We start from the raw sequence: 23,488 nt of genomic DNA on the forward strand, positions 1-23,488 counted from the left end.
ATATTTCTTCGTCACTAAAGCGTCTATTTATATAAAGGCGTCTGACTACGGCCTTTGGGTTATAGGTTCCAAATTCAAAATTTTAGGGCCGTTCTGATATGTATAAAAAATAAAAAGAAGATGGATTCTAAGAATATTCTCTGTGACCTATCTCCTTTTAACTTTCTTCTATGCCTTTTTTCCGTATAATTTTTAGGTTATTTAGTATTCAATTTCTCCTTTAATTTTTCTAACATATCTATAGTCATTGATGAAAGATTATATTTGGGCTCCCATCCCCATTCCCTACGTGCATCATTATCATCTAATGAGTTGGGCCAAGATTCTGCTATTTTCTGCTTAATAGGATCTATATTATATTCTATCTCAAATTCTGGTATATGTTTTTTGATTTCTTCATATATTTCGTCAGGCCCAAAGCTCATTGCGGTTACATTAAATGCATTCCTATGTTTTAAATGGGATGGATCAGCCTCCATAAGATTTACAATAGCATCTAGGGCATCTGGCATATACATCATATCCATTTTCGTTCCTTTGTCTATATTGCAAATAAATTTTTTAGATTTTAAAGCATCATAATATATATGAACCGCGTAGTCTGTGGTTCCTCCACCGGGTAATGCCTTATAAGAAATAAGCCCTGGAAATCTAACGCCCCTAGTATCAACACCGAACCTTTCAAAATAATAATCACATAATAGTTCACCAGCTACCTTAGATATTCCATACATAGTAGTTGGCCTTTGAATAGTATCTTGAGGTGTGAAATCCTTTGGAGTACTAGGCCCAAAGGCTGCTATGGAACTAGGAGTAAATACAGCATATTTATTTTCCCTTGCAACTTCAAGGATATTGTAAAGACCATTCATGTTGACATCCCATAGCAGGGTAGGATTTTCTTCTCCTACTGCCGAAAGTATAGCAGCTAAATGTATAATCGTATCAATCTTGTGTTTACTAGTAACATCAGCTATTTGATTAGGATTTAGAACATCGACAACTTCGAAGGGCCCCGAATCAATGACCTCATCGCCCCCATTTTTATCACTACTTCGGTTACTTGCTATAATATTATCTATTCCGTAAATATCTCTTAGTTTCATAACTAATTCAGAACCAATCTGTCCTAAAGCTCCAGTAACTAGAATTCTTTTCATTTAATCACCCCTAGAAAATTTATAGTACTCTTCTCTATCAATTATTGCCCAAGACTGTGATGAAAAATTATAATTAACCCAGATTGTTCATAGGAAGTTTAAAAATACTCACCGTGGTTTTAACTTTCCTATGAATAATTCTGTTCTAATACTCAATTGAGGCTTGATTTATTACTTCTATTTCAGAAATATTTTCTAACTCCTTCATTAAGTTAAAAAGGGCTAAATCCTTATTTTTCGCTTCTATCATAACATCAAAATCCCTATTAACCTTCTTAGCTTTTTCTAGGAATTCCATAAAAAAACTTATATCTATATTGTCTGCATGACTTCTAAAATTTTTTTCGTCTTTGGGACTGGAAAGATGGATTTTAGGAGAAATATCTTCATAATTCCAAGTATCAAAAATATTTCCTAAAAAATCCGATATATCTTCTCCATTATTGTTGCACCAGTGATGATGGATATCTAATACCATAGGCACACTTATTTTTTCACAAATATCTAAAACTTCTTTAGCAGTATAGGTTTTATCATCGTTTTCAAGTATCAGTATTTTTTTTAGATGTTCTGGTATAATACTAAAATTATTGATAAACCGTTCTATTGATTTGTCTTTACTTTTATATCTTCCTCCTATATGCAGTATTAATTTAGAAGAAATATCTAACCCCATGCCTTGAAAAATTTTGTAGTGATATTCTAAATCCCTTAAGGATGTCTGCAATATCTCTTCTTTAGGTGAGTTTAATAGAGTATAATGATCAGGATGGGCACTTATTCTAAACCCCTTTTCCTTTGCATAATCTCCTAGAGCCTTTAAATCCTCCTTTGTAGCATCATACCAGTCCCAATTTCGGGTAATAGGATGGGTAGCAAGGGGTATGAGCTTAGAAGTTAAACGATACATCTTTATGTCATGGGCATTGTTATGATAAAAAAGTCTTTGGGTGTTCTTTATATTGGATTTAGCAATAGAATTTAATTTATAAAGTCTTACTTCCTCATCTTCAATTTTAGTTAGGTTTTTTACTGTTACCGTTTGAGACGGAGAACAATTTTTCACTACCTTTGACATAGCCACATATCCAAAGTTTATCCTCAAAATATCACCTTCAATCTTTAAATACATAATGTTAATTGAGCAAGTTTGTCACATAATAATATTATTTCCCATTACATCATCAATTTATAAATCTATATAGGGTTTTCATAGTATAAGTTAAAGTCCATACTAAAATTCATATAGTCATAGAATAATTTTGAAACTATTGAGGAAATTGCATAACTCTTACTTGGCTAAACCTAATATGCGAATATCATCCTATATTTAATTGCTTAAGATATAAGCATATTTGATGGTATAGCCATTGGGATTTTAGAACTACATATGGTAGATAGTTTTTGTAGAAGGTAATTATGCAATTTGCTCTATTTATAATATTACATCTCCATACAGTTTACTCAGCTAAGTATCTAAAGCTTTTTACATTTCTAGGTATTTATTGTGCAGCATAATAGGGTATAATATATATTAACTTAGTATTATTGGGAGGTTATATATTGAATAGTTTAAATTTTATTTACAAAAGACATAGTATCAGAAGATTTAAGGATGCTGATGTTCCTACTGAGGATATAAAAGAAATAATAAAAGCCGCTACATATGCCCCTTCATCTAAAAATGTTCAAAACTGGCATTTCGTCGTTATAAAAAACAAGGAGAAAATAAACGAAATTGCGAAAATCATTGAAAGAAAAAATGCTGAACTAGCAAGCTTTTGTAAGAATGAAGAATTAAAGAAATCCTTTACGAAATATGTAAAATATCACACGGTCTTTAGAGATGCTCCTGTTTTGGTATTAGCTTATACCAGTTCTTATCCTCCATCAGAATTGCCTCTTTTTAAAGATAAAGGAGCTTCCAGTGAGGAAATTCACAATCTTTTGAGACCGTCGCCTGGTATACAGAATATATCTGCCGCGATGGAAAATTTACTTTTAGCTGCTGCCAATATGGGTTATGGAGGCTGTTGGATGACGGGTCCAAATTATGCAGGTAAAGAGATTGAGGAGTTCATCCCCATTGATAAGGAAGGCTACTTCTTAGCTGCCATGACCCCAATAGGTGTACCGGAAGAATCGGAATTAAGGAGTCCGAAAAGAATACCTGTGGATGAAGTACTTACAATTATAGAATAATAAGAAGTATAGAAAGCGGCTTGAGCCGCTTCAAGCTGTTCTTATTCTTCTTTACTGCCATTTATTTTTATCTTTACTTTTCTAATTTCTATGTTTTTTCCCGATCTCTTAAGTGCCTCCTCTGCCGCCATGATTATTCCTGTACAGCATGGCACCTCCATATGTGCTACAGTTATTCCGGTTATGTCATTCATCTTAATAATATTAGTAAGTTTATTCATATAGAATTCTATATCATCCAGTTTAGGACATCCTATCACCACTGACTTATTCTTTAATAAATCTATGTGATAATTTGGGTAAGCGAAGGGTACACAATCAGCTGTTATAAGCAAATCTTTTCCATTGAAATAAGATGCGGCCTCAGGTACTAATTTAAGCTGTACTGGCCATTGACCTAATTGAGGCTTGATTTTTACTTCTATATCATTAGTTAAAATCCCTGGATTTAATCTATGGTCTATTTTTCTTTTTATACTCATTGATCTACTACCTGGACATCCACTACTATGTTTTTTTATAGGTACTTTCTTAGATTGACTTATATCTTTCAAATGTTTTTCTACTGCTTCTTCATTAAAATCCGCTGCTTCCCTTTCGATGATATCTATTGCATCTACCGGACAATGTCCAATACAATTTCCTATGCCATCACATAGATTGTCTGATATTAGTTTTGCTTTACCATCTATAATTTGTATGGCTCCTTCAGCACATCCAGGAACACATTCTCCACAACCGTTGCATTTATCTTCGTTAATTTTAATTATTTTTCTTATAGCCAATTAAATCACACTCCTCATCCTTAATTTATATTTTAATTATAAAAGAAATCATGATGAGAATATGTGATTTATATCAATTCTATCCTGTGATATTAGTCACAGGATAAAAAGTTCTAAGTTCAAAGTTATAAGTTCTAAGCTTTGAAGATTTTCAAACTATATATAGTAGACAGTCTTTATAGAAGGTGATTATGCAATTTGCTCAAGTAAGACAGATAGAAAATCTAATATCCTACTAATATTAATTCTTATATTCTACTCTTAACCTAAGAGAATGCCCTCTATCTTAGAACTTTGAACTTACAACTTAGAACTCTCTATTTATCCTCCCAGGGTTATATCTTGATTATTGTACCATTCTAATGCACCATAAAAATGTTCATCATCAAAATCTGGCCATAGATCATCTATTACATAAAAATCCGAATATATGGATTGTACTGGTAAAAAGCCACTTAATCTTCTTCTACCACCCCAACGGATTATTAAATCGACTCTACTTATATCCGATGTATAAATAGAATCCATTATATTTTTTTTACTTCTATTACCCTTACCGCCATTCAAATAAAGGTTTTCTAAATCCCAATGCCATCCATAGTTAACAAGAAAATTGACCCTTAAGCCACCCTTTCCAAAGTCTTGGCGAGTTGTGTAGGGCTTTAACTTTTCAGGGAACTTAGGGGAATTAGTATTCCCAACTACTAATAAAGATGCATCCTCATGTACAAGCATTTCTACAGCATCTATACATGCTTTAGTAAATGCCTCTGTTTGGGAGCTAGGCCTTTTTGTATTATCCGTTGTAAATCCATAGTAAGTAACTTCCTTTACTCCCACCTGCTGGCATAATTTAAACATATCTATTCCAGGTTTCAATCCATAATCATAACCTTTTTCCTTTGTGAATCCCATATTTACAGCCCAACGTCTATTCCCATCAGGTATAATTCCTATGTGATTAGGAATCCTCATATAAAAACCTCCCTTCATCCTTTAGAAGATTATTTTTACAATTATACCTAATATTTTTGTCAAAATAATAATTCTTTATACATAAAAAAAACCCAGCCCAAGGCTGAGTTTTTTTAAAAATTTTTTATTCAGTTTCATTGGTTGGGGGTGTAAAGGTTCTTTGAGCCAGTTCTTTGTCAAGGGACATTAGTCCATTTGTATTATCCCCAATCATCTTAACTTTTTGAATAAGCTTTTTAAACATATTCATTTCTTCCACTTGTTCGTCTATAAACCATTTCAAAACACTTATTGTAGCATACTCTCTTTCATCCTGAGCTATATCCATAAGCTTATAGATTCTTTCAGTAACAATTTTTTCATGGCCTAAAGCAGTTTCTAAAGCCTCTAATAATGATTCAAACTTATTATTAGGCTCCTTATATGAAGATATTGTAACTCTACCATCTACTTCATTTATGTAGTTATAAAATTTCATAGCGTGGAATCTTTCTTCTTCGTTTTGTACTATAAAGAAATTCTCAAATCCGTCTAAATCAATGGATGCACAATATGCAGCCATAGCTAAATAAATATTAGCAGATTCAAATTCAAAATTCATTTGTTCATTTAACTCTTTAAATAATTTTTCAGATACCATTTATATTCCTCCTCTTTTTATATTCCATATAGAACTTTAATTTAAATTGGCAATTTATAAATATTCTTAGTTAGTATACACATTTACTTAACATTTATTTGTATAAATTACCACACTTTATATAATATAAAATTTGATCATAATATACAATAGACAAGTTAAATAATCACCAAATCTAAAAATTCTATATTGAAAAATCACTGTAAATCTTATATCATTATATAAATACCCAGCTTGGAAAATTTAAACACTTTTTTTATCAAAATAATAAATATTTTAAGAACTTAATCATGCAATTTGTTTCAGTAACAGTTTAGTTTAACAAAAGTAATATATATAATAACAACATTGTACATATTCTGAAAGTGAGGTATTTTATTGTGATTTCAATTAATGATGTACTAATAAGAATAATTCTTGCTTGCCTTCTAGGTGGGCTAATAGGTATGGAAAGGGAAAGTATTAATAGACCTGCTGGATTTAGAACCCATATTTTAGTATGTATGGGATCTACGCTTGTTATGTTAACTGGCATTTTTCTATTTAATAACTACAAACATCTAACAAATCTAGATCCTGGAAGATTAGGAGCCCAAGTCATAAGTGGTATAGGTTTTCTTGGAGCAGGAACGATTCTACGGGAAGGGCTGACTGTAAAGGGTCTAACCACAGCTGCGAGTCTTTGGGCTGTTGCTTGTATAGGCTTAGCAATGGGAAGTGGATTTTATTTAGGGGCTATTGTATCCACAGGTTTTGTTTTTGTTATATTATTTTTCTTTTCAAAGTTTGAAGTGTATGTAAGTAAAAGACATAATGAAATTAATTTGAAAATCCTAACAATAAATAAACCGGGGCAAATAGGAAAACTCGGTACAGAGTTAGGTAAAATGAATATATCAATACATAATATTAATTTGGAGCCCCATAATAATGAAAATCTAACAATAATTATGATTCTTAAGGTTCCTAGAGGCATAGACCAATCTGATATTTTATCATCCTTATTGAGTATTGAAGGAATCGATAATGTGGAATTAATAGAATAAACATATATTATGGTTCTATTAAAGGGTAAGTAAAAAGAGGCCTATTCTTTTTAATTTAATAATGAATACAACCTCTTTTTCTTTTACACCGTCCCTGACAAAAATTACTTTCATCAATACAAGCGACTTCCCTAGAGTCACACTTAGGACATTTATGGATTTCATTTTCGTAGGGTTCACTAAATATATTTCCGCAATCCTTACATTCATATTTACATATGTTAAATGTATAATTACCCCCTTCAATGCTTATAGCTTTTCCTTCTGTTAAGGCTTCAGATACTTTTCTTCTGGCTTCATCTATTATCAATTGAAAGGTTTGCCTAGAAACATGCATTTCCCCAGCACATTCTTCTTGACTAAGCTTCTGGATATCTTTTAGTCTCATTGCCTCAAGTTCCTCTAGCTTTAATGTAATAACCTCTAATTCGCATTTGGGTTTATTAGCTGGAACAAAATAGTTATTTTGAGGAACAAAAGCAATTTTTCTAGGTTTAATGGGTCTGGGCAAAAACTCACCTCCTGCATTCTTTACAAACTCCATCAAAAACAATGGAAATATTATTTACCATAATATCATATTTCTTCTCTAATTTGTTCTTTTCTTCTAAAATATTTACTATTGAACTACTATTACTATAATCAAATAATCTCCCACATTTTTCACACTTTAGATGTATATGCATACACTTCTCGCTAAATATTCTTAGTTCATAAAACCTTATATTACTAATGTTTGTTTCTTTAATTATACCAGTTTCCCTTAATGTTCCTATGGTTCTATATATAGTTGGTAAGCTTATTCTTCCCTTAACTAAATCATATATATCATTAATTTTTAAATGCATATCCTTATTATCTACAAATAACTTGATGATTTCCTTACGGGCACTTGTGGGTTTATATCCTCTTTGCTTTAATATTTCCTCAATTCTCTTAATCCTATTATCCAATATAATCACCCTTTTATCAAAGACATCTACCAATATCTTTGTAGTCCTAAGTTCTAAGTGATAAGTTCTAAGATTTTGGTAATTCATTATATAAAGTTAAAGCAGAATGTCTCCATTCTGCTTAGGCTGTCTAAAAACTCGAATTTCTTCGTTGTTGCTTCAAGCAAGAACCCTTACGTATCTCTATATACGCTGCGGTCTCTAGCTTTCAGCACGCCTCAAACTTCAGGTTTTTAGACAGCCTCTCATCTTGTTGAATTTATCAACAATCTGGGCAGAATGTCTCCATTCTGCTTAATCATTACAATGTCCTTCATGTTGATGTTCCCTACAAACTGAATTTGTAGACTTCAATTTACCATTAACATACTCATTAATAACATCATCTAAATTTCCTTTGGCTCCTACTATTACGTTAATGTTATTTCTAGCAAACAACTCTTGTGCTGTTGCCCCCATACCTCCCGATACGATTACATTAACATGCCTTTCTGCTAGATATTTGGGCAAAAATCCTGGTTTATGTCCTGGGTTAGGTAGAAATTCTCTATTCAAAACATTTCCATCTTCAATCTGGGCTATTTCAAATCCTTCACAATGTCCAAAGTGACCGGATACTACATTTCCATCCTTAGCTATTGCAATTTTCATAATGGAACTACCTCCTTAATGCTCTTAATTTTTGTACACATTTTTTTACATATTCATTAAATGTAATTTCCCAATGCTAGTTACACACATTTTCATTACATAGTGCATCCAAATTTTTCAATACATTATCAGATAGTTCCTTCATCATGGCAAAGTTTATTTTTGCATAAAGCTCTACCTTACCTTCATCACAAAGCTCAACAAAGCTTGGATCTATAGGCATTTGGGCTAATACATTTATTCCCATTTCTTCTGCTATTTCATTTACTCTACTCTTTCCGAAGATATCTATTCTCTTTCCACATTCTACACACTCATAATAGCTCATATTTTCAATTATTCCAACTACTGGAATATTCATCATTTTAGCCATATTTAAAGATTTCTTCACAATAAGCTTAACTAAATCCTGTGGTGAAGAAACTACGATTATTCCATCTAAATCTAGTGATTGCATTATTGTCAAGGATACATCTCCAGTTCCTGGAGGAAGGTCTATAAGTAAATAATCTAAATCTCCCCAGTTTACCTCAGTATAAAATTGCTTTACAGTATTTGCTATTAAAGGGCCTCTCCAAACTACAGGAGAATCTTCCTTATCGATTAGTAAATTTAAGGATATTACATTTATACCAGTATTAGTCACTACTGGATTTATTCCAGATTCATTACCCTTAGCTCTTTGATCATTAATCCCAAATACTTTAGGTATACTTGGTCCAGTGATATCGGCATCCATTATACCCACTTTATGTCCCTGCTCAGTCAATGCAGTTGCCACCAATGAAGTTACAGAGGATTTTCCCACACCGCCTTTACCACTCATTATTGCAATAACCTTCTTTATGTTGCTTTTTTCATTTGTCTTTTCTTTTTCAAACATTTATATTCAACCTCCTATTTGGCATATGCTAATTATATTATACTCCATTTTTTGTTATTGTCAAATGCCAATAACTTTTTTGCTATATACATATGCTCAATCCCAATAATATAAAGGGCTGTGGGAAAAGATCAAATTCAAAGATAAGAAAATGAGCTTTTGCCACAGCCTAGGGTCATCTAGTATATCTATTATTAACTTTTTCCTGCCATTTTCCTTCCATATATATAGCCATTCCTATACAACAAATAATAAAATTACTAATAACCATTGCGAACCATACGGATTTACTACCCAAATCAGTATGTTTTTTGAATAACAGTATCATTGGTATCCTTAGACCCCATAGCCTACCTAAATCCATAAACATTGCATATATTGTATGCCCAGATCCTTGAAATGTCCCCATTAAACAATTAAAAATACCCATAAGGGGTAGTGTTGATGCTATCAATTTTAAATAGTATGTACCTTGGGAAATAACTTCTTCTTCCTTAGCAAATATTCTTATTATACCCTCTGAAGTAGGGACAAGGATAATAGCTCCTATTATCATAAACAAAACCGATATTGATAAGCTCTTCTTGAAAGCCTCCTTTGCTCTACTTTTATTGTTAGCTCCAAGATTTTGACCAATAATCGTCGCTAAAGCGCTTCCAATTCCCATTACAGGCATGAGTACCAGTGAATTGATTCTATTTCCAATTCCAAATGCAGCTAAAGTAAAGTCACCAAATGATACAACAAAAACATTAAGTATTATAAATCCAATGGCTGAACCAGCTTGTCCTAAGGACGCTGGTAAACCTATGCTTATAATTTTTTTGATTAATTTTTCTTTTAGCTTAAGACTCTTTGTCGTAATATATATTCCATCTTTTTTAAAGAAAAGTAGATATAAAATATAAAAGGAAAATACTGCTTTAGACAGTACAGTAGCCACAGCTGCTCCTCTAACTCCAAGGTTCAAAGTAAATATAAATAATGGGTCTAAAACAATATTTAATACAACACTACCTACATTTATAATCATAGGAGTTAGTGTATCACCTTGACCTTGTCTTATGGAAGTAAAAACATATACTATATATAAAATTGGGATATCAAAAAACATTATACTTAAGTATTGCTTACTATAAACAAACAAGTCGCCCTTAGCTCCCATCATATTGACTATACTAGGAGTAAGAATAAATCCAAAGGTAGAAAAGATCAATGATACTATTATTGAAAATGTAAATAACTGTCCAGCAATTTCGTTTGCTTCCTTGTTTTCCTTAGCTCCAATATGCTGGGATATCAAGGCAGTTCCTGCAATATTCATACCCATTCCTAAGGATATAATTAAAAATAATACAGGCCAAACAAAGGATGTGGCAGCAAATTCAATTTCACCTAGTCTACTCACCCAAAACGTATCAGCTAAATTATATAGGGTCTGAGATAAATTATTAAACATAATGGGCAGAGCCAAAGTGAAAATGACCTTTGTCATATTCTCCTCAAGGATAAATGTTCTTTTCTGTAAATGCTTCATTTTACCTCCAGTTTTCAAATTATTGTAATAATATATTATATCATTACTCCTATATATTTAATATTATTTTTATATACAAATATAATGTAGTCTAGGGACTTATATGATACCTGTAAATATTTTTTCAATATAAAATCTAATAAGGAAATCAATCTATAATTCCAAATGTTATTAATATTTATTCATTTATAATTATGCAATTTCCTCAATCATAAAAGAAGGATTTTGTGATTTAATGTCTAATATAATATTAATCATATATTTTTATTGGGAGTAATACTTACTTCTTATTTATTTTTCTAATAAACTTTTATACAATAGGAGCTGTATACCATGGATTACAACTCAAACTACGATCTTTTCGCATTATCTAAAGACATTGAAATAGATATTGAGGATATGGTGGATATATTCAACATATATTTTATAGAGGTTAACGATCTCATCTTAAACCTAAGGCATTTAAGTCACAACGAGGATTGGGATAAATTTCAAAAATTGCTCCACAATCTCAAAGGCATCTCTATTAATCTAAAACTTACAGATATATATGAAATGGCAGTAAACTTTGAAAATCTCATAAAAATACAAAACTTTGATCTAATAAACTGTCATATAAATGAATTACAGAACTTAGTTTCTAGAGCCAAGCTAGATATTAATAAATTTTTCTCATACAATAAAATTTAACTTTCATTAATTTTGAAATTTTTAAAGATGATCCAAATATTTTCAAACTTCCTATGAATGATATGGGTGTAAGGATAAATCTTAATACGGGGTGTTATTATTTTATGTTAAAGAATAAAAAAATACTAATTGTTGACGATTCTATTTCATTTAGACAAATTATTAAGACCATGTTAAATGATACTGGTGCAGTTATATGTGAAGCTGGTAGCGAATTTGGAATGTATAATTTAATTGACGAATATGGAACACTAGTGGATATAATTATTATGGATTTATCTTTAAAATATGAGAATGGTTTGAATCTAATTAAAAAGCTACGTGAAATCCATAGATATAAGGACATACCTGTGATTATTATTACTCAACACACTTCAAAACATTATGTTTTTGAAGCAAAGAAACTGGGAGTAAAACACTATATAAAAAAGCCAATTAATAAGACTATATTAATAGACAGGATTACCGAGGTTTTCACAGTTTAAATTTTAAATGACCACTTGCCCCAATATAGGACAAGTGGTCATTTTTCATACATATTTATTCATTATTTCAGCAATATTAGAATATATAACTGGTTTAGATATGAAATCATCCATACCACTATTTAAACATTTTTGGCGATCTTCTTCCATGGCATTAGCTGTTAAAGCAATTATAGGTGTACTTATTCCCTTTTTTCTTATTTCTATTGTAGTTTCATATCCATCTAAAATAGGCATCTGTATGTCCATAAATATTATATCAAAGTTTTTATTTTCTAATTCTTGTAATACCATTTGTCCATCCTCCGCTATAGTAACCTCCCAGCCCCTTTTCACAAACATTTTTTTCATTATCAATTGATTGACCTTATTATCCTCTGCTAGTAGTATATTTATATCCTTCATCCCATTAATAATAGGTACCTTTACTTTTTCTTTAGTTTTTATATATTGATCCGAGGTATGAAATGGTATATTTATGGAAAATTTACTGCCCTTATTTAGTTCGCTTTCTACCTTTATACTTCCCTTCATTAGCTCTACTAATCTTTTGACTATAGCCAAGCCCAAACCAGTTCCACCGTATTTCCTAGTTCTTGAACTATCAATCTGTTCAAAGCTATTAAAAAGATTCTTGATTTTTTCTTTTGGTATTCCTATACCCGTATCCTTGATCACAAATTGCAATACTATCTCTTCACTATTCTTCTTTATACCTTTTACAGTAGCCTCTATACATCCTTTATTAGGAGTAAACTTAACTGAGTTACTGATTAAATTACTAATTATCTGTCTTAACCTCAAGGGGTCTCCCACTAACATATCTGGTATTTCTTTATCTATATCCCATGATAAATTGATGTTTTTTTCACTAGCTTGATATGAAAAGATTTTTACGATATCTTTAACCATCTTCTTTACATTGAAATCAGTATTCTCCAGTTCCATTTTCCCCGCTTCGACTTTAGAATAGTCTAGTATATCATTTAGAATAGTTAAAAGTGCATGTGCTGAATTCTTCATAATTTCCAAATTTGCTTTTTGCTCTTCATCTATTTGGCTGCTTTTCATCAAATCAATCATTCCTAAAACACCATTCATAGGTGTTCTTATTTCATGACTCATATTTGCTAGGAAATTACTCTTTGCTCTATTTGCCGCTTCCGCTTTCTCCCTAGAGGCTCTCAGCTGTTCCATAATCCTTTTATGCTCTGTAATATCATGAAGTAATATTAGACTACCTATGGCTTTATTTCTCTTATCATAAATCTGAGTATCCCTTAACTCAAAATATCTCTTTTCATCTTTATAAGTTAAAATAATATTTTTATCTACTATTTCAATATTTCTATCGGTTAATCCCATTAATTTCGACAAAATTTCAGATGCTGAACTCCCAATAATTTTGAATTCATTATGTCCTAATATTTTTTTTGCCGAAAAATTCATATCAACAATACGCTTATTATTATCTAAAACAATAACCATATCTTCAATACTTTCAAAGACAAGTTCTCTAGCAATAGGTACTAAGTCTAATAATTTATATCTAAATAGTCCCCAAAAAATAATTATACCCGTTAAAGAAAAAGCCAATGGAGTTATATCCACATATATGACGTCTTTGTAGAATAAAAGATACAAAATATTCCATATAAGTGGAATCGATGTACCAGCTATAATAACTCTGGCTTGTTTACGATATAGTTTAGGTAAATTGATAAACTTTACTAATAAAAGAATTAATCCCGCCCATATAAGTAGATAGGAATAGATTGCATTAAACCAAAACCATACCCCTAGCTTGGAATTAATGATTTCAACATTATCGATTTTTATAAATTGTATACTTTCTCTAAATAATCCATGAAAACCATTGGTTATCATAATTATTAAAGTCAATACTGGTATAATCATAAGTAAAAGAATAGTTCTCTTGTCATGTAATTTTTTTCTATTAGTATATTCTCCCACAAGTGATAAAAAAGCAACTGGTACTATTACAATACCTACATGCTTTAGCTCATGCCAAAAAAATATAGTATTATGGCTAGTACTAAATATTTGAATCAATTGACATAAAGTCCAATGGGTGATAGCCATCATCAAAGCTGGAAGTGATTTGGGGCCTTTATTTCGTTTTCTCTTATATGATATATATGTTATTATGCTGGATACCAGTGTTGCAAGAAAAAGTAGGAATATGTATATTTTTATATTCACAGCCTCGCCTTCTTTCATTTCAAACCTATACCTTATGTATATTCTCTATAATTTGACAAAATCCTCTATCCATGCTTTCATCTAAATATTACCATATTAATTCTTTTTTTAACTGGTCATATTAATATAGAGATTCCAGTCGAAACTAATCAAGGAGATGAACTTATGAAGAAAAATGTAGGCGATTTAGATGCTTTTCTACGGATAACGGCAGGTCTATCAATGCTTGGGATGGGCATAAAAAGAAATTCAAATTCTTTTATTCTATTAGGTTCTATGAAGGTTGCTGAAGGTATAACTAGATTTTGTCCTTTATTTCATCTAATGGGGATTTCTACAAAGGAAGATGATGAAATTGAAGTAATGTTTTAATTTTCTTATGGTACTTAAACTATTTAATTTATGGGGTGAATAACTATGAATCTTAAATATAATGGCAGTGGTGATTCAAAAGAAAATGCCATATATTTTACTAATGCCATGACCTTCGTTGATCATATGGAAATGCAAAGGGAATATATTAGACAAAACAACCTTAACATCAATAGGATAAACAGCTGCGGAAATGTAAAAGACCGATATATGTATGATATATATGAAACCGAAAATGGAAACATATGGTTTAAGGTTCCAAATAATATTATTGAATAGGAAAAGCTTTGATTTGAGTTTAAACTCTAAATCAAAGCTTTTTTTATCTTTCCTCTCTAAAGTAAGGATTCCCCAGTCCCTTTGGCCCCATATGCTCTTTACTCTTCTTTGTAGAAACAATTATTAATACTAATATTGTTACAACATAGGGAAGCATATCAATTATATATTGAGATATCTTTATATCGTATTTTTGGAGTCTAAAGCCTATTATATCAAGACCCCCAAAGAAGTATGAGGCGATAAGGGCTTTATATGGACTCCAAGTACAAAAAATAACTAATGCCACTGCAATCCAACCCCTTCCAGCCGTAACATTTTCCTGCCAGGCTGGTACATAAACTAATGATAGATAAGCACCTCCTAATCCACATAATGCTCCACCCATTAGTATATGAATATATTTATAAAGATCAACGTTTATTCCACTTGCATCGGCAGCAGACGGATTTTCACCCACCATCCTAAGGTTCAGTCCTTTTCTAGTATGGTATAGATATATTCCTAAAATAATTGCAATAAGATATCCTAAATAAACAAATAGATTATGATTAAATACTGCCTCTCCTAAATAGGGTATGTTCCCTATTCCCGGTAGTTTTATGGGTTTAAAAAACTCCTTTATATTATTGGGAACAATCTCTCCAACTAAAACTTTTCCAGCAAAGCTGGAGACCCCAGTACCCAGTATAGTTAAAGATAACCCTGTAACAACTTGATTTGCTTTTAAAGTAATGGTTAAAAAGGCAAACACAAGGGCGGTAAGAGCCCCTGCTGCTGCTGCTCCCAGCAAAGATAAAATAGGACTTGAGGTTATAAGTCCAAATTGGAATCCAACAACTGCTCCTACTAGCATCATACCTTCTACTCCAAGATTCAGATTACCTGATTTTTCAGTCATTATCTCTCCTAAAGTCGCAAATAATAGGGGCGTACCCGATTGTATCGCCGCATTTAAAAACGAAACTACATCCATTTCCCTACACCCCTTTCCTTATTTTACTGCTGTGATATGAGCTTTCTTTATCTAATATTAATTTATAACTTACAAAGAATTCACTCCCTAATACAAACATGAGAATCATTCCCTGCAGTATCTGAGCCGCCGATTGTGGAATTTGAAATGCTGTTTGTATATATGCTCCCCCCTGCACTAGGATTGCAAATAAAAATGATACCAATAATATTAAAGGCGCACTAAGACTAGAAAGCCATGTAACAATTATCCCAGTATATCCTATCCCTCCAGATAGTTCAACTGACAATGTATTGTTTACAGCAGATGCCTGTATCATTCCCGTAAGTCCACACAAGCCTCCACTAATGAGCATGGCTATTATGACTACTTTTCTAACATTCATCCCAGCATATCGCCCTGTATTTTCACTTTCACCTATAACACTAATTTCATATCCTTTTTTTGTATGGTGAATAAATGCATAGGTCAAAAATACTAAAATCACTGCAAATACCCATCCAATATGAATACCAAACAACTTTGGAAGTATGGCATTATCAGAAAAATTAGGTATTTTAGGAAATCCCAAGGCATTTGGGTCCTTCCAAGGCCCAAATTGGAGATAGGTTATCCACTTTATAGCAATATAATTCATCATTAGGGTAAATAGGGTTTCATTTGTACCATATTTTGATTTAAATATAGCTGGTATCAAAGCCCATATTCCTCCCCCTATTATCCCCGCAGCTATCATAATTATCAGCAGAATTGGCTTTGGCAAGCTTGGGAGCCTCAGTGCCACTAGGCTAGATAAAAATGCTCCCATATATATTTGTCCTTCTCCCCCTATATTCCAAAATTTCATTTTAAAAGCAACCAAAATACCTAGAGAAGTTACTACTAGGGGTATGGTTTTAATAATGGTCTCTTTAAATCTGTATAATGATCCAAAGGACCCATCCAACATGGAAATATAAACCTTGATTGGGTTATGCCCTAGAAACAATATAAAAAGCGTTGATGTAAGCAGTGCTAAAAAAATTGCTGCAAATCTAATTACTATAGCCTGGGTTTTATTAATATTCGTTTTTTTAACTACTCTAATCAATATTATCATTCCTTCGTAAAGTCTCTCCAGCCATCATTAGACCAAGTTCTTCCTTTGTGACAGTATTGGCATCAACTACACCTGTGATCTTTCCTTCACATAAAACAAGAATCCTATCACAAAGCTCCATAAGTACATCAAGATCTTCTCCTATAAATAGTATTCCAACACCCTTTTTCTTTTGTTCGTTTAGAAGATCATATACTGTATATGCAGCCCCAATGTCTAAACCCCTAGCAGGATAAGCAGTGATTATTAAGCTAGGATTGGTTTCTATCTCTCTTCCCAATAGAACCTTCTGAATATTTCCACCTGAAAGCTTTCTAACGGGATGATTTATATCCGGCGTTGCAATATTTAATTTATTTACGATTTTATCTGCCTTTATTTTAGCGGGTTTTCTACTAAGTAAAACACCCTTTTGATTCTGATATTCTTTTAATAGAACATTATCGACTATATCCATGGATGCAATTAATCCCATTCCTAGCCTATCTTCGGGAATAAAACTCATGCTTATTCCCATTTTAATTATATCCCTTGGATTTTTTCTAACTATACTTTGCCCCTTATAAATAATGTCACCTTCAGAAACTGAATGAAGCCCGGCTATAGACTCACAGAGTTCCTTCTGTCCACTTCCTGCTACTCCAGCTACACCTAGTATTTCTCCTGATTTAATATCAAAGCTTATATTATCCATAGCCTTTGTACCATCTTCATTGGTAGAAGAAAGTTTATTAACGCTCAATATAGTCTTTTTATTTTCAGTCTCTATCCTCTGAATGGATAAATCAAGGGAGCGTCCCACCATCATATCCGCTAATTGCTTTGCACTTACATCCTGCTTATTAACTGTTTCAACAACTTCTCCCCTTCTAAGAACTGTGATTTTATCGCTTATCTCCATAACTTCATTTAGTTTATGAGTTATTATTATTACCGAGCAACCTGCTTCCTTCATTTTTCTAATTATCTTAAAGAGTCCCTCTGTTTCTTGTGGGGTGAGTACAGCAGTTGGCTCGTCTAATATAAGCACCTCAGCTCCTCTATATAGCACCTTTAATATCTCTAATCTTTGTTTCTCTGCGACTGACATATTATAGACTTTTTTATCGGGAGATATCTCTAGTCCATATTTTTCGGATATATCTTTTATTTCCTTTGATAGCTTCTTACCATTTATAAAAAAACTTCCCCTTTGGCCTGCAATAATATTTTCCTTTGCAGTTAAAACATCTACAAGCTTAAAGTGTTGATGTATCATACCTATTCCCATTGATATGGAATCCTTAGGTAGATTGAATTTAACCTTCTTATTTTTTACAAAAATAGAACCACTGTCAGGGGTATAAATCCCTGACAGCATATTCATTAATGTACTCTTACCTGCTCCATTTTCTCCTAAAATAGAGTGAATTTCTCCACTATAAAACTTTAAGCATATATCTTTATTTGCAATGACTTTACCAAAGGTCTTAGATATGTTGTGTATATCTATAAGTATATTTTTTTCCATGTCATCACCTTATTTTTCTATTTTGCCTTCTACTCCTTCTACAAACCAATCCATTGATAACATCTCGCCATCAGTAAGCATTTTACCGTCTTCAACTACAACTTCTCCCTCTTGATTCTTAAGTGGTCCACCAAAAATATTAAGCTCTCCATTTAAGATTTTTGCTTCCACTTCTTTGATTTTTGCTTCAGCAGCCTCAGGGGCATTTTCAGTAAGTGGTGCAAGCTCAACGATCTTATCCTTCATACCACCCCAATAGCTATGACTTTCCCAGCTTCCTTCCTTCGCTGCTTTAACCTGCTCTACATAGTATGGTCCCCAATTCCAAACCGGTGCTGTCATATATGCCTTGGGAGCCTTATCAAATGAATCTGTATTATAGCCAATTGAACAAGCTCCTGCTTCTTCAGCAGCTTGTTGTGGTCCAGCAGTATCTTGATGCTGTGCTATTACATCTGTACCTTCATCTAAAAGTGACTTAGCAGCTTCCTTTTCCTTAGCAGGATCATACCATGTATGGGTCCATCTAACCATGACCTTTGCATCGGGATTTACTGAACGTACTCCTAATGTAAATGCATTTATTCCTCTGATTACTTCTGGTATTTCAAATGCAGCAACATAACCAACTTTATTGGATTTTGTCTTTAACCCTGCAACTACACCTGATAAATATCTTGGTTCATACATTCTACCAAAATAATTTGACATGTTCTCAGTAGTTTTATATCCAGAACAATGAAGGAATTTAACGTCTGGATGTTCCTTTGAAACCTTTTCTACATAATCCATATAACCGAAGCTTGTAGCAAATATTACCTTGGCCCCTTGATCAATCATATCATTCATAACCTTTTCAACCTCTGGCCCTTCTGGTACAGACTCTCTATAAATGGTTTCAACGCCTAACTCTTGTTCAAGATATAATCTTCCCTCGTTATGGGAATAGCTCCATCCGCCATCACCAATAGGCCCTACATAAATAAAACCAACCTTAAAATCTTCCGACGTTGATTCTTCTGTCCCTGGGTTTTCCTCTACCGCTGATGCGGGCTTTTCTATAGCCTCATTCCCACATCCTGAAAAAAGTGATAATGCCAATAATAATGTCAATAAAACTGAAATAGTTCTTTTAATCATATTAATTCCTCCCTTTTCATCTAAACTTTACACTTCCATCTTCCATTGATTCAATAATTGCTAAGGATTTAAGATTTATTCCAATATCACGTAAAATCTTTCCTCCTTCTTGGAAACCCTTTTCGATTACAATCCCAACTCCTACGATATTAGCCTCAGCTTGTTCAACAAGATCCTTTAAACCAAGTACAGCCCTTCCATTTGCTAAAAAATCATCTAGTATTAATATATTTTCCCCTTTTTCTATATACCTTTTAGAAACCCTGATTTTATAAGTTTTATCCTTTGTAAAAGAATATACTTCACTTTCATATGTATCTTCATCAAGATTCTTTGACTGGGTTTTCTTAGCAAAGACAACGGGGACATCAAAATATCCAGCAGTTATACAAGCGATTGCTATACCGGAAGCTTCAACTGTTAGGATTTTATCTACTTTTTTATCTTTAAATATTTCCTTAAATTCCTTTCCGATTTCATTAAGGAACTTAATATCTAATTGATGATTTAAAAAATTATCAACCTTTAGAACATCATTATTTACAACTCTTCCTTCTTTAATAATTTTTTCTTCTAAGAGCTTCATCTATTGCCTCCTCTCCTACCTATAATTAAATTCGACCTTTACTTTATAAAATAGCCCACAAAAAAACTCCCACCAAAAGTAGGGAGTTCAGCATTCTATATTAATGTAACAAATATTATTTAAGTAAATTAAACAAAGATTATTTACTGTATCATTTAATATAGATCACTCAACACCCATAGTCAGACTATTTACGGTAGCCTGGTAGAAACTTATGGTCCATATTACCAGAATTATACGGGCGAACTTTATAAAGTTTTTTGGAGTTGATTGTTCGAATTAATGTTAATTCTATATCATCTATGGAAAAAAATCAATATTTATATAAAATAATTTTTCATTATTTGTATATCCTATAGATAAATTAAATATTATTACTTTACAAGCATTAAGGCAGGTGTGAAAAATGAATTTTATTGAAAAAACATATGGTAATGTTCTTCAATCTGCATTTACTTTTCTTAATCCCTTTAAGAAAATGGTCATTAATACACATTGCGATGTCCATAAGTTTATAAATATACAAGCATTAAGAATCATAAAAAATGACAAACATATAGAAGCCTTTGAGCTTTTCACCCTAAATATATCTCATATTAATGAAGGTGCTTTTTGGGCTGACCAAGACTTTAAAAGCAGTTGTCATCTATATAATCCCTACACAAAAAAAGGTCTTTATGGACGAAAAAATGCTATGGATCTAGCTGTGGAATATTACAATAAGGCTAAACTATTATGGATTCATAATAATGATAAGAAAGCAATGTTTTACTTAGGTGCTGCACTTCATATAATTCAAGATATGACTATTCCCCAACACGCAAATGTAAAATTGCTAGATAATCATAAACAATATGAGACCTTTGTAAAAAGAACCTATCAGTATATAGATAAATTTAAAGCATCCAAGGATGCTTATATACTAGATACTATTGAGGAATATGTACGATTTAATGCAAGAATTGCATTGAAGGTTTATAAAAAATTTAAGAACATTAAAGAAAATGAAATAAGATACTATAAAGTGGCAAATTGTACCCTTCCCTTAGCTCAAAAAACCACAGCAGGATGCATGTTGACATTTTATAATGACGTAATAAAAAAAATCCACTAGTGTGGATTTTTTTAGGATACCCTAAAGCTTTGAACTTAAAACTAACAAGTGTGTCTACAGACATATTTGTGTTTTTACGGTCTTTGGGGAATTATAAGCCAGGCTATTATATAGCCTAAAATACCTGATCCACCTAATAATACAAATAAAATCCATCCCAGCCTTACTAAGGTTGGATCAATGTCAAAATATTCAGCTATTCCACCACAGACTCCGGCAATCTTTGAATCAATTTCTGATCTATATAGTTTTTTCTTATTCTCCATGATAATTCCCCCTCTAACCTAATAATTCAATTATTTTTTCTTCTATAAAAGCGGCTATATCCTTATCCTCAATAAAGGTATTTTCATCATATAAAGATGGCTTTACTCTAAAGAAGTTTATGATCAGCTTATTATCAATAATATTATAGACATCTAAATGTCCAGGTACAAAACTCACCTCTATCTCTTCAAATTTTGAACTGTTATTTACATCCTTTAATTTATCAATCAAAGAACTTAAGTTCAATGTTTTTAGGGGAGTAACCATCATATCAGTATAACCTAGGTCCTCTAGCATCCACATATTATTATTCCAAAATCTACCTTCTTTTTTATTTTTACCGGAGAACATTTCCCTATTTGATATTGCGCTTAAAGCTCTTCTAACAGACTCTTCATTAAACTCTTCATCGTATATCAATTTCATAGCTGGCATATTGGCTATATCATTTAAATAACTCTCACCAACCTTTTCTTTTTCACTAGTAGCCTGCCAATAATAAAGCATGGCCTCTATAGCATCTAACTTTACTTTAATTCTCTTCATTTGTTTTTCTCCTTTCATTGATTCCACTCTAAATTTATTATACTCAAAATATTTTTCAGAAGCAAAATAAAATACAAATATTATTAACTATGAGCTAAAATTACTCTCTTGACTGAATTTTATCCAAGTATTCACCCCTTATATAGTATTATAAATAAAAAATGAAACCCATGCCTGGATTTCACTCTTTTCACATTATTCAGCTTTTTTCAAAGAATATTTTACTCTATACTTTTCAATCAGTTTTTCACCAAGCTTAACAATATTATCAACGGAATAGCTCTGAGCTATGCCTTCCATTCTTGACTTCATGTCCTTCAGTATTTGAGGTTCATTAACTAAATTGTCTACTATCTCATCTATTGTTTCAATATCCTTTACTACTACTGCTATTCCTGAATTCATCAAAAATTCTGCATTGTCCTCCTCTTGACCAGGAAGCATATATGGTATTAAGATAGGTAATCTCTTTACTATGGCCTCAGATACAGTTAATCCCCCGGGCTTAGAAATCAAAATATCTGCATTGTTCATTAACTTAGGAATCTCATCCGTAAAACCATAGACTATTACATTTTCATTGCCCCTATAATTTGATTCTATCCTATTCATCAAGGACTTATTGTTTCCACATACAACAATTATTTTCAGTGTATTTTTGCAATTTACTAAACCCTTTAAAACTTTTCCAATAGATTTTATTCCCATACTTCCACCCATTAAAAGTACAGTGAAATCATTATTTATTTTACTATCACAATTATCTTCATATAATAAGAATTCCTGTCTAATAGGTATTCCATAGGAATATAGTTTTTCTTTAGGTATACCTTTTTCAATCATACCTAGGTTAGTGTATGTGCTGCCAGTAATATATGCATCCACATGCTTATTAAAATATGTACTATGTGCTTTAAAATCTGTTACTACTGATATAAAAGGCATATATAATCTTTTTCTTTGCTTTAGATTACTTATTATATTCACTATAAATGGATGGGTCCCCACTATCAAATCAGGATCTATCTCACAAATAAGCTTATATATCTTTCTTTTAAAAATCCTGTATATATATTTAGTCAATTTAACATTTATAATCTTTTTATCACTATAATTATAAAGACTTCTATATACAATAGGTAAATTACAGGATAATATTTCATACCCTTCTGCAAATAATTTTTCCAATGCTTTATTGGTAACCTTTAATATATCTACTACCGTTACATCATAATCATACAATTTAAATTTAGAAGAAATGGATTTCGCTGCTTGATTGTGTCCTCCACCAGTTGATACAGTAAAAACAACCACTTTTTTCATAACTTTCCCTCCACATGTCATTCATATGCTTTAACCTTGATTATTT

Annotated in this window: 26 protein-coding genes and 1 riboswitch; of the genes, 7 read left to right on the forward strand and 19 right to left on the reverse strand. The window is 31.9% G+C overall.

Annotation, left to right across the window (positions count from 1 at the left end; all coding sequences use genetic code 11):
• Positions 1–197: 197 nt before the first annotated feature.
• Positions 198–1,160, reverse strand: coding sequence for an L-threonine 3-dehydrogenase (locus tag N4A68_07860; GenBank protein MCT4564225.1), 963 nt, complete (start codon positions 1,158–1,160; stop codon positions 198–200).
• Between the two features lie 145 nt (positions 1,161–1,305).
• On the reverse strand, positions 1,306–2,265 hold the full coding sequence (gene uvsE, locus N4A68_07865; GenBank protein MCT4564226.1) for a UV DNA damage repair endonuclease UvsE: 960 nt from the start codon (positions 2,263–2,265) through the stop codon (positions 1,306–1,308).
• A 458-nt stretch (positions 2,266–2,723) separates the two neighbouring features.
• On the opposite strand from uvsE, the gene N4A68_07870 reads away from it, so the two are divergent.
• Positions 2,724–3,362: a nitroreductase family protein gene (locus N4A68_07870; protein MCT4564227.1), complete on the forward strand. Its 639-nt coding sequence runs from the start codon at positions 2,724–2,726 to the stop codon at positions 3,360–3,362.
• Between the two features lie 41 nt (positions 3,363–3,403).
• Here N4A68_07870 and N4A68_07875 read toward each other — a convergent pair whose 3' ends face one another.
• The 3 genes from N4A68_07875 to N4A68_07885 all read right to left on the reverse strand — a co-directional run bounded on the left by N4A68_07875 (position 3,404) and on the right by N4A68_07885 (position 5,762).
• The gene (locus N4A68_07875; GenBank protein MCT4564228.1) at positions 3,404–4,147 is read right to left on the reverse strand and encodes a 4Fe-4S binding protein; all 744 of its coding nucleotides are present in this window, start codon (positions 4,145–4,147) and stop codon (positions 3,404–3,406) included.
• 321 nt (positions 4,148–4,468) lie between these two features.
• Positions 4,469–5,122 (reverse strand): undecaprenyl diphosphate synthase family protein, encoded by a 654-nt coding sequence (locus N4A68_07880; protein ID MCT4564229.1) that lies wholly within the window; start codon positions 5,120–5,122, stop codon positions 4,469–4,471.
• A 124-nt stretch (positions 5,123–5,246) separates the two neighbouring features.
• Positions 5,247–5,762 carry a ferritin gene (locus N4A68_07885; protein ID MCT4564230.1) on the reverse strand — a complete coding sequence of 172 codons (516 nt, stop codon included), beginning with the start codon at positions 5,760–5,762 and terminating at the stop codon, positions 5,247–5,249.
• Positions 5,763–6,142: 380 nt separating this feature from the next.
• On the opposite strand from N4A68_07885, the gene N4A68_07890 reads away from it, so the two are divergent.
• On the forward strand, positions 6,143–6,808 hold the full coding sequence (locus tag N4A68_07890) for an MgtC/SapB family protein (GenBank protein ID MCT4564231.1): 666 nt from the start codon (positions 6,143–6,145) through the stop codon (positions 6,806–6,808).
• A 55-nt stretch (positions 6,809–6,863) separates the two neighbouring features.
• Here the strand turns inward: N4A68_07890 and N4A68_07895 are convergent, their stop codons facing one another.
• The 5 genes from N4A68_07895 to N4A68_07915 form a co-directional block, all read right to left on the reverse strand.
• On the reverse strand, positions 6,864–7,319 hold the full coding sequence (locus N4A68_07895; protein MCT4564232.1) for a DUF134 domain-containing protein: 456 nt from the start codon (positions 7,317–7,319) through the stop codon (positions 6,864–6,866).
• 4 nt (positions 7,320–7,323) lie between these two features.
• Positions 7,324–7,761 carry a transcriptional repressor gene (locus N4A68_07900; GenBank protein ID MCT4564233.1) on the reverse strand — a complete coding sequence of 146 codons (438 nt, stop codon included), beginning with the start codon at positions 7,759–7,761 and terminating at the stop codon, positions 7,324–7,326.
• Between the two features lie 294 nt (positions 7,762–8,055).
• Entirely contained in the window at positions 8,056–8,412 is a 357-nt protein-coding gene (locus tag N4A68_07905; GenBank protein MCT4564234.1) for a NifB/NifX family molybdenum-iron cluster-binding protein, read from the reverse strand.
• Between the two features lie 76 nt (positions 8,413–8,488).
• On the reverse strand, positions 8,489–9,295 hold the full coding sequence (locus N4A68_07910; GenBank protein MCT4564235.1) for an Mrp/NBP35 family ATP-binding protein: 807 nt from the start codon (positions 9,293–9,295) through the stop codon (positions 8,489–8,491).
• Between the two features lie 175 nt (positions 9,296–9,470).
• Positions 9,471–10,832: an MATE family efflux transporter gene (locus tag N4A68_07915; protein ID MCT4564236.1), complete on the reverse strand. Its 1,362-nt coding sequence runs from the start codon at positions 10,830–10,832 to the stop codon at positions 9,471–9,473.
• 333 nt (positions 10,833–11,165) lie between these two features.
• Here N4A68_07915 and N4A68_07920 point away from each other — a divergent pair, with 333 nt between their 5' ends.
• Positions 11,166–11,522: an Hpt domain-containing protein gene (locus tag N4A68_07920; protein ID MCT4564237.1), complete on the forward strand. Its 357-nt coding sequence runs from the start codon at positions 11,166–11,168 to the stop codon at positions 11,520–11,522.
• Positions 11,523–11,626: 104 nt separating this feature from the next.
• On the forward strand, positions 11,627–12,007 hold the full coding sequence (locus N4A68_07925; GenBank protein ID MCT4564238.1) for a response regulator: 381 nt from the start codon (positions 11,627–11,629) through the stop codon (positions 12,005–12,007).
• 45 nt (positions 12,008–12,052) lie between these two features.
• Here the strand turns inward: N4A68_07925 and N4A68_07930 are convergent, their stop codons facing one another.
• The gene (locus N4A68_07930; protein MCT4564239.1) at positions 12,053–14,230 is read right to left on the reverse strand and encodes an ATP-binding protein; all 2,178 of its coding nucleotides are present in this window, start codon (positions 14,228–14,230) and stop codon (positions 12,053–12,055) included.
• A gap of 165 nt (positions 14,231–14,395) precedes the next feature.
• Here N4A68_07930 and N4A68_07935 point away from each other — a divergent pair, with 165 nt between their 5' ends.
• Together N4A68_07935 and N4A68_07940 are read left to right on the forward strand one after the other, a co-directional pair.
• Positions 14,396–14,602: a DUF2892 domain-containing protein gene (locus N4A68_07935; GenBank protein MCT4564240.1), complete on the forward strand. Its 207-nt coding sequence runs from the start codon at positions 14,396–14,398 to the stop codon at positions 14,600–14,602.
• A gap of 45 nt (positions 14,603–14,647) precedes the next feature.
• Positions 14,648–14,881, forward strand: a complete 234-nt coding sequence (locus N4A68_07940; GenBank protein MCT4564241.1) for a hypothetical protein — start codon at positions 14,648–14,650, stop codon at positions 14,879–14,881.
• 43 nt (positions 14,882–14,924) lie between these two features.
• On the opposite strand, the gene N4A68_07945 is transcribed toward N4A68_07940, so the two are convergent.
• Genes N4A68_07945 through N4A68_07965 form a run of 5 tightly spaced genes read right to left on the reverse strand, consistent with a single transcriptional unit; the run spans position 14,925 to position 20,192 of the window.
• Positions 14,925–15,857: an ABC transporter permease gene (locus tag N4A68_07945; protein MCT4564242.1), complete on the reverse strand. Its 933-nt coding sequence runs from the start codon at positions 15,855–15,857 to the stop codon at positions 14,925–14,927.
• Between the two features lie 4 nt (positions 15,858–15,861).
• On the reverse strand, positions 15,862–16,947 hold the full coding sequence (locus tag N4A68_07950) for an ABC transporter permease (protein MCT4564243.1): 1,086 nt from the start codon (positions 16,945–16,947) through the stop codon (positions 15,862–15,864).
• Positions 16,940–18,466, reverse strand: a complete 1,527-nt coding sequence (locus N4A68_07955; GenBank protein ID MCT4564244.1) for an ABC transporter ATP-binding protein — start codon at positions 18,464–18,466, stop codon at positions 16,940–16,942. The genes N4A68_07950 and N4A68_07955 overlap by 8 nt, the downstream gene beginning before the upstream one ends.
• A gap of 9 nt (positions 18,467–18,475) precedes the next feature.
• The gene (locus N4A68_07960; protein MCT4564245.1) at positions 18,476–19,603 is read right to left on the reverse strand and encodes a BMP family ABC transporter substrate-binding protein; all 1,128 of its coding nucleotides are present in this window, start codon (positions 19,601–19,603) and stop codon (positions 18,476–18,478) included.
• Positions 19,604–19,622: 19 nt separating this feature from the next.
• Entirely contained in the window at positions 19,623–20,192 is a 570-nt protein-coding gene (locus N4A68_07965) for a xanthine phosphoribosyltransferase (protein MCT4564246.1), read from the reverse strand.
• 159 nt (positions 20,193–20,351) lie between these two features.
• Positions 20,352–20,453, reverse strand: a riboswitch (purine riboswitch).
• Between the two features lie 145 nt (positions 20,454–20,598).
• Between N4A68_07965 and N4A68_07970 the strand changes: the two genes are divergently transcribed.
• On the forward strand, positions 20,599–21,306 hold the full coding sequence (locus N4A68_07970) for a zinc dependent phospholipase C family protein (protein MCT4564247.1): 708 nt from the start codon (positions 20,599–20,601) through the stop codon (positions 21,304–21,306).
• A 74-nt stretch (positions 21,307–21,380) separates the two neighbouring features.
• On the opposite strand, the gene N4A68_07975 is transcribed toward N4A68_07970, so the two are convergent.
• The 3 genes from N4A68_07975 to N4A68_07985 form a co-directional block, all read right to left on the reverse strand.
• A complete protein-coding gene (locus N4A68_07975) occupies positions 21,381–21,572 on the reverse strand; it encodes a PspC domain-containing protein (GenBank protein ID MCT4564248.1) in 192 nt (63 codons plus the stop codon).
• A 13-nt stretch (positions 21,573–21,585) separates the two neighbouring features.
• The gene (locus N4A68_07980) at positions 21,586–22,119 is read right to left on the reverse strand and encodes a hypothetical protein (protein ID MCT4564249.1); all 534 of its coding nucleotides are present in this window, start codon (positions 22,117–22,119) and stop codon (positions 21,586–21,588) included.
• A gap of 195 nt (positions 22,120–22,314) precedes the next feature.
• Positions 22,315–23,442 carry a glycosyltransferase gene (locus N4A68_07985; protein ID MCT4564250.1) on the reverse strand — a complete coding sequence of 376 codons (1,128 nt, stop codon included), beginning with the start codon at positions 23,440–23,442 and terminating at the stop codon, positions 22,315–22,317.
• Between the last annotated feature and the right edge of the window lie 46 nt (positions 23,443–23,488).

Source organism: Maledivibacter sp., from assembly GCA_025210375.1.
Lineage (GTDB): Bacteria > Bacillota > Clostridia > Peptostreptococcales > Caminicellaceae > JAOASB01.